The 4,897-nt window shown below is 59.6% G+C and carries 6 protein-coding genes; 2 read left to right on the top strand and 4 right to left on the bottom strand.

From position 1 onward, the window contains the following. On the top strand, positions 1-863 hold an 863-nt coding region (locus OXG98_16555; GenBank protein MCY3773618.1), incomplete at its 5' end, for an MATE family efflux transporter. 84 nt (positions 864-947) lie between these two features. Here the strand turns inward: OXG98_16555 and OXG98_16560 are convergent. From OXG98_16560 to OXG98_16575, 4 genes are all read right to left on the bottom strand, one after another. Then, a complete protein-coding gene (locus OXG98_16560) occupies positions 948-2,696 on the bottom strand; it encodes a hypothetical protein (GenBank protein MCY3773619.1) in 1,749 nt (582 codons plus the stop codon). 126 nt (positions 2,697-2,822) lie between these two features. Continuing rightward, positions 2,823-3,212 (bottom strand): type II toxin-antitoxin system VapC family toxin, encoded by a 390-nt coding sequence (locus OXG98_16565; GenBank protein MCY3773620.1) that lies wholly within the window; start codon positions 3,210-3,212, stop codon positions 2,823-2,825. Then, positions 3,209-3,460, bottom strand: a complete 252-nt coding sequence (locus OXG98_16570) for a type II toxin-antitoxin system prevent-host-death family antitoxin (GenBank protein ID MCY3773621.1) — start codon at positions 3,458-3,460, stop codon at positions 3,209-3,211. The genes OXG98_16565 and OXG98_16570 overlap by 4 nt, the downstream gene beginning before the upstream one ends. A 193-nt stretch (positions 3,461-3,653) precedes the next feature. Further along, the gene (locus OXG98_16575; GenBank protein MCY3773622.1) at positions 3,654-3,956 is read right to left on the bottom strand and encodes a HigA family addiction module antitoxin; all 303 of its coding nucleotides are present in this window, start codon (positions 3,954-3,956) and stop codon (positions 3,654-3,656) included. A gap of 290 nt (positions 3,957-4,246) precedes the next feature. Here OXG98_16575 and OXG98_16580 point away from each other — a divergent pair. Beyond that, positions 4,247-4,897 (top strand): aldolase/citrate lyase family protein (locus tag OXG98_16580; protein ID MCY3773623.1); only part of this gene is annotated, 651 nt, incomplete at its 3' end.

Consider the following 4,897-nt stretch of genomic DNA (forward strand, 5'->3'; position numbering starts at 1 on the left):
GCGCCTTGAGGGGACTCCAGGACATGCTCTCGCCGCTCTGGATCGCCCTCGGCATCAACGGCATCAACATCGTGCTCGACCCGATCCTCATTTTCGGCGCGGGGCCCGTACCCGCCCTGGGCATCACGGGCGCGGCGGTGGCCAGCGTCGTTGCGTACTGGATCGGAGCGGTCTGGTCGATCTGGATCGTCCGGCGGAAGCTTGGCTGGACGTTCCAGGTTGAATTCAGCGCGGTCGGCCGCCTGATGCGCACGGGCGTCGATCTCTTCATACGCACCGGCGTCCTGAACCTGTTTCTCCTCCTGACGACCCGCGAGGCGACGCACGGGGGCGCCGACATCGGGGCCGCCCACCAGGCGATCAGGCAGGTCTGGATGTTCGGCACCTTCGTACTGGACGCCCTGGCTGTCACGGGCCAGAGCCTGGTGGCTTACTTCCTCGGTGGCGACAGGATCAGGAGCGCCAGGAAAGTGGCGCGTATCGTGTGCCATTGGAGCGTGTGGTCGGGTTGCCTTCTGGCCCTCATCCTGTGGCTGGGTAGCGGGGTTGTAGTCGATCTGCTCGTGCCCGCGACCGCGGTAGCCTATTTCCATTCCGCCTGGATCATCGCCGTCGTCGTACAGCCACTGAACGCCCTGGCCTTTGCCACAGACGGGCTGCACTGGGGCTCGGGGGACTACCGGTACCTGCGGAACGCCGTGGTCGTCGCCACCGGCGTGGGTGCGGCCGGACTGCTCGCCGGTCCCCATGCCCTGGATTGGATCTGGCTGATGACCGGGGCCTGGATCGGGGTCCGGGCGACCCTGGGCGTGGTACGGATCTGGCCGGGTGTGGGGAACAGTCCGTTCAGAGTGGAGGGGTGAGGAGGTGGGCGCCCCCCTGCGAAATCCGGCTTGGAGGCATATCCGGCAGTCGAGACGGAAGGAGACGAGTCGGGGGTGCAGGAGCTACCAGGGAAACGCTAACGTCGGCCGATTCACAAATCGTTCCATGGCGATTACGAGCCGGGCGCCGGAACCCGGCGCGAGCCGGAGTTTGAGATAGTCGCCTTTCACTTCAGCAGTCTCGCCACCTTCTTCCGCCGCCTCCCGTTCCATCGAAACCGATTTCAACGCATGCTCACGGTAGGCGCCGCCCTGTATGACAACGTCCGCGTGATTTACCGGGTTCAGGTTGACCAGGGTCACCGCGGATTCCCTTTCGCCGACTGTGTCGACCAGGGCGGCCACGTCCTCCGGGAGGCCTGGTCTTCGCGCCGCCGGATCGAAATAACGGAACATGCAGTGGACCGCCTGGGCGCGTTTCGGGTCGGGGCCGCCCATGGTCTGTTGAAACAACACGCCCGGCGTCGCGGGGTTGAAGCCGTTTGTGTTGTCTGACAGGCGCGTGTCCGGCGTCATCGGATCGTTGCGTATCCATTCCACCTTTTGTCGGACGGACGCCAGGTCTGCCTGCAATGCTTCTTCCGGATATGCGGGATTCTCTCCCGACACGTATCGCACCCACACATCATCGGTGCAACGCGCCTGCGCTTCCTCCGACATCGACCAGTACCAGGTCTCCAGTGCACCGACACTATAGGGTTCCGGCGTAAAGTTATACCATCCGTCGTCCCCGTACTTGTTGGGGTACATCGTAACGCCGTTCTCCTCTCGCGCGTTTGCGTTGATCAGGTCGATCATCTCGCTCCACGGCCCCACGTAGGATCGGTCACCGGTCAGCAACAGCGCGTGACTGAAGCCCGCCAGGCCGAGCGGAATCGTGGTTCGATGGGCAAGTTCCCCGCTCTGCGGTATGACCGTCGTAAACCCCCACCCATAGCAGCCGCCGTACCACTTGCCGTCGCAGGCGCTCCCGATCACGCCGTCGAGGCCGACGTTGGATGGAATGATTCCGCCGTTGGCGCGCGTTCGCTCTACCCAGGCGTCCACGTATTCCAGGATCCAGTCCCGGTACTTGTCCTCCCCCGTCAGTGCGTAGGCGTTGAAGGCGAGCCCCGTCGCCAGCATGTTGGAGGGATGATCGCCGACCACGTCGGTGTAGTCCTTGAAATGGTCCAGCATCTCCTGGTAGTTGCGCTCGCCGTGGGCCAGGACGAAGCGGCCCTCCTCGATGGGATCCCCCGTCCAGTCCAGGGCCGTGGCCTTGCGCAGCATGGGGCCCCGGCTGCCGTTAAAGAGGCTTCGGATGATCCGGTGTTCCGGGTCGTAGTTCCGCGCACCGGGATCCTCGTCCATGTAGAAACCGGACCAGAGCCGCACACGCCGCTCGTATTCCTCCGCCTCCGGGTCGCAGAGCCCGAGATCCCCGAAGACCGACATGCTCTCGCCGTTGTGCAGCCAGTCGAACAGGACGGGGAATTCCTTGTAGTACATTCCGTCCCGGCAGAAAGGCACGTCCACCGTCTTTGCCTCGGTGTACTGTTGGATATGGCCATCCTGCGCCAGGTTGCTCATGGCGAGTAGTTTCTCCGGTCCGCCCAGCATGTACAGAATGGGCCAGCCGGTCAGGTTCTCGATAGCGTCGTCCGGTCCGTCGTCGCCGCCCCAGCGGGGCACGCAAAGCATATAGCCTCGTTCGTCGAAGTATCGGTCGTAGAAGTACGCGCAGGCCCGGGCCTGGGCTTTCAGGGACTCCTTCTGCAGGAGCGCCCATACGGGCGGCGGCATCGGGGTGGTGATGGTCAGGGTGGTCATCAGTTTAACCGTCTTTCTGTTTGCTGTGTACTGTTGGACTGGGTATTAAGGCAGGCCACCGGCCGGTAATAACCGCATCACGTGTAACTCAGGTTGCGGCATGTTGTCCAGTTTAAGGCCTGACAATCAGCCAAGCACTCGAATGGGGCCAGGGTATTTCCCCAGCGTCGCGTCTGTGGTCAACAGGGTCATCCTTTCTATTTGAGCCTGTGCAACCAGGATGCGGTCGAATGGATCCCTGTGTATATTTGGAAGTAGGTCTAGGGCCAATGCGTGCGTGCCCGTTATGGATAGTTCCTTGTAGCCATGATCCAGCAAACTCCGCCGCAGCAGATGTGGATCTACGCTGAAATCCTCCCGCTGCAGGCTGTTCTTTATGGTGACTTCCCAGAGTGAAGCCACACTGAACACCAGATCGTTCGCTGGATTACTGGTCATGACGATCGCTTCGGCAGGTAAACGATCGTTTACACCCGCTGTCCAGAGCAGTATCTGCGTATCCAGGAGAATGGTCACTGGTCGCCCTCGAAGAGCTTCTTGATTTCCGCTGAACCCATGTGGTCAAAGTCATCGGGTACAGTTATCTGACCATCCAGAAACCCTATTCGATGCGCCGCGCCCGTACCTGGATCCGGCGCTTCGACAGATATGACCTTTACGACGGGTTTTCCTGCCCGGGCGATGATAAATGGTTCACCGTTCGCAGCGTCCCGGACGAGCCTCGACAGGTGCGTTTTGGCCTCGTGCATGTTCACTGTTCGCATGGCGGCATTCCTTGGCTTCAGTATAAGACTAAGTTTATATGACTTAGTCTACTGATTTCTGTGGTTAAGTCAAGTCTTTCATTACAGGACTTTTATCTTTTATTTTGGTTTCTGCGTCGCTCACCCGGTGGTTGCCGACTCGAGAATGATTTCCAGACTGAAACAACTGATCAAATCACTCCCGCCGTGACATTCACGCAACATCATGTGGTCTGATGGCTCGCAGAGCTGAAGCTGCTGTACGTTTCGCCTGTGCCAGTTCGTATTGAACCTGTAGGTTCATCCAACTCTGTGCGTCCGTATTGAAGTACTTGGCGAGTCGCAGAGCGGTTTCAGCCGAAATCCCGCGCCGGCCGCGTACAATCTCGTTTATCCTGGCTGGCGTTACGCCGACGGCCTTTGCCAACGCGTTCGACGACAGTCCAAAGGGTTCCATGAAGTCGTATCTCAGTACTTCGCCGGGATGTACGGGGTTCAGTCGTGTCACGGTAGGTATCTCCTTTCAGTGGTAGTCAAAAATCTCCACATCATATCGGTATACGACAAGTGGTTTGTCCTGAATATGTAGCAGGTTTTACAGAACGGGCGATAAGGTAAATCAGAGATTCCGACTGCAGGTGCGAAACGCATTATTCGTAATTCACTAGTTATCATTCTGCCAAAACTGACATGACCAATAGACCTTGACACCACGCCTCAAGGGCTGAATAATCTGTGAGTTCTATGACCGTCGCACGAAAGCCCTTCCCTGGCATCCCAACCGCACTCTTCCCGAAAGGATCCGGTATGCGCAAGAGCAAGGTCCTCTCCAAGCTCCGTTCCTCCGGTTTCGTCCGCATGGCAGGTCTCGGTCATTATCTGCCTTTTTACATACGCTATGCCGCCCATTTCCGCTTTGACGGCCTCTGGTTCGACCTGGAACACCGTGCGATGGATTCCCGGGAGGTCCAGTCAATCCTGGCCATGTGCCAACAGCATGACATCGACTGCATGGTGCGCCCGCCTACCCTTGAAAGGACCCACCTGTACCGCTACCTGGAAGACGGCGCAACGGGCTTCATGATTCCCTTCATGTCCACTGCGGATATAGCGCGCCACGTCGTCGATTGCACGAAGTTCCCGTCCCTGGGCAACCGGGGGATCGACGGCGCCGGCATCGACGGTGACTTCGGGATCGAGGTGTGGAAAGAGGGGTCGACCTATTTCGAAGACGCCAACCGGGAGACCTTCATCGTCGGTCAGATCGAGACCGTGGAAGGCCTGCGCAACGTGGATGAAATCGCGGCCGTGGAGGGCATTGACGTGGTTTTCATCGGTCCCGCCGACCTGACGCACCGCCTGGAAACCGACCCCAATGTCAACTGGACGCTGGACGATGCCATTTCCCGGGTATCGGACGCGGCCTTGCCGTGCCGTTCGGCCGCGTCCGATACCCGG

The sequence above is a fragment of the Gemmatimonadota bacterium genome (assembly GCA_026706345.1).
In the GTDB taxonomy this organism is placed as follows: domain Bacteria; phylum JAAXHH01; class JAAXHH01; order JAAXHH01; family JAAXHH01; genus JAAXHH01.

What these genes read in the sequence shown, in the direction of transcription:
- OXG98_16560 (MCY3773619.1), bottom strand. Translation starts at nt 2,696, where the DNA reads ATGACCACCCTGACCATCACCACCCCGATGCCGCCGCCCGTATGGGCG.
- OXG98_16570 (MCY3773621.1), bottom strand. Translation starts at nt 3,460, where the DNA reads ATGCGAACAGTGAACATGCACGAGGCCAAAACGCACCTGTCGAGGCTC.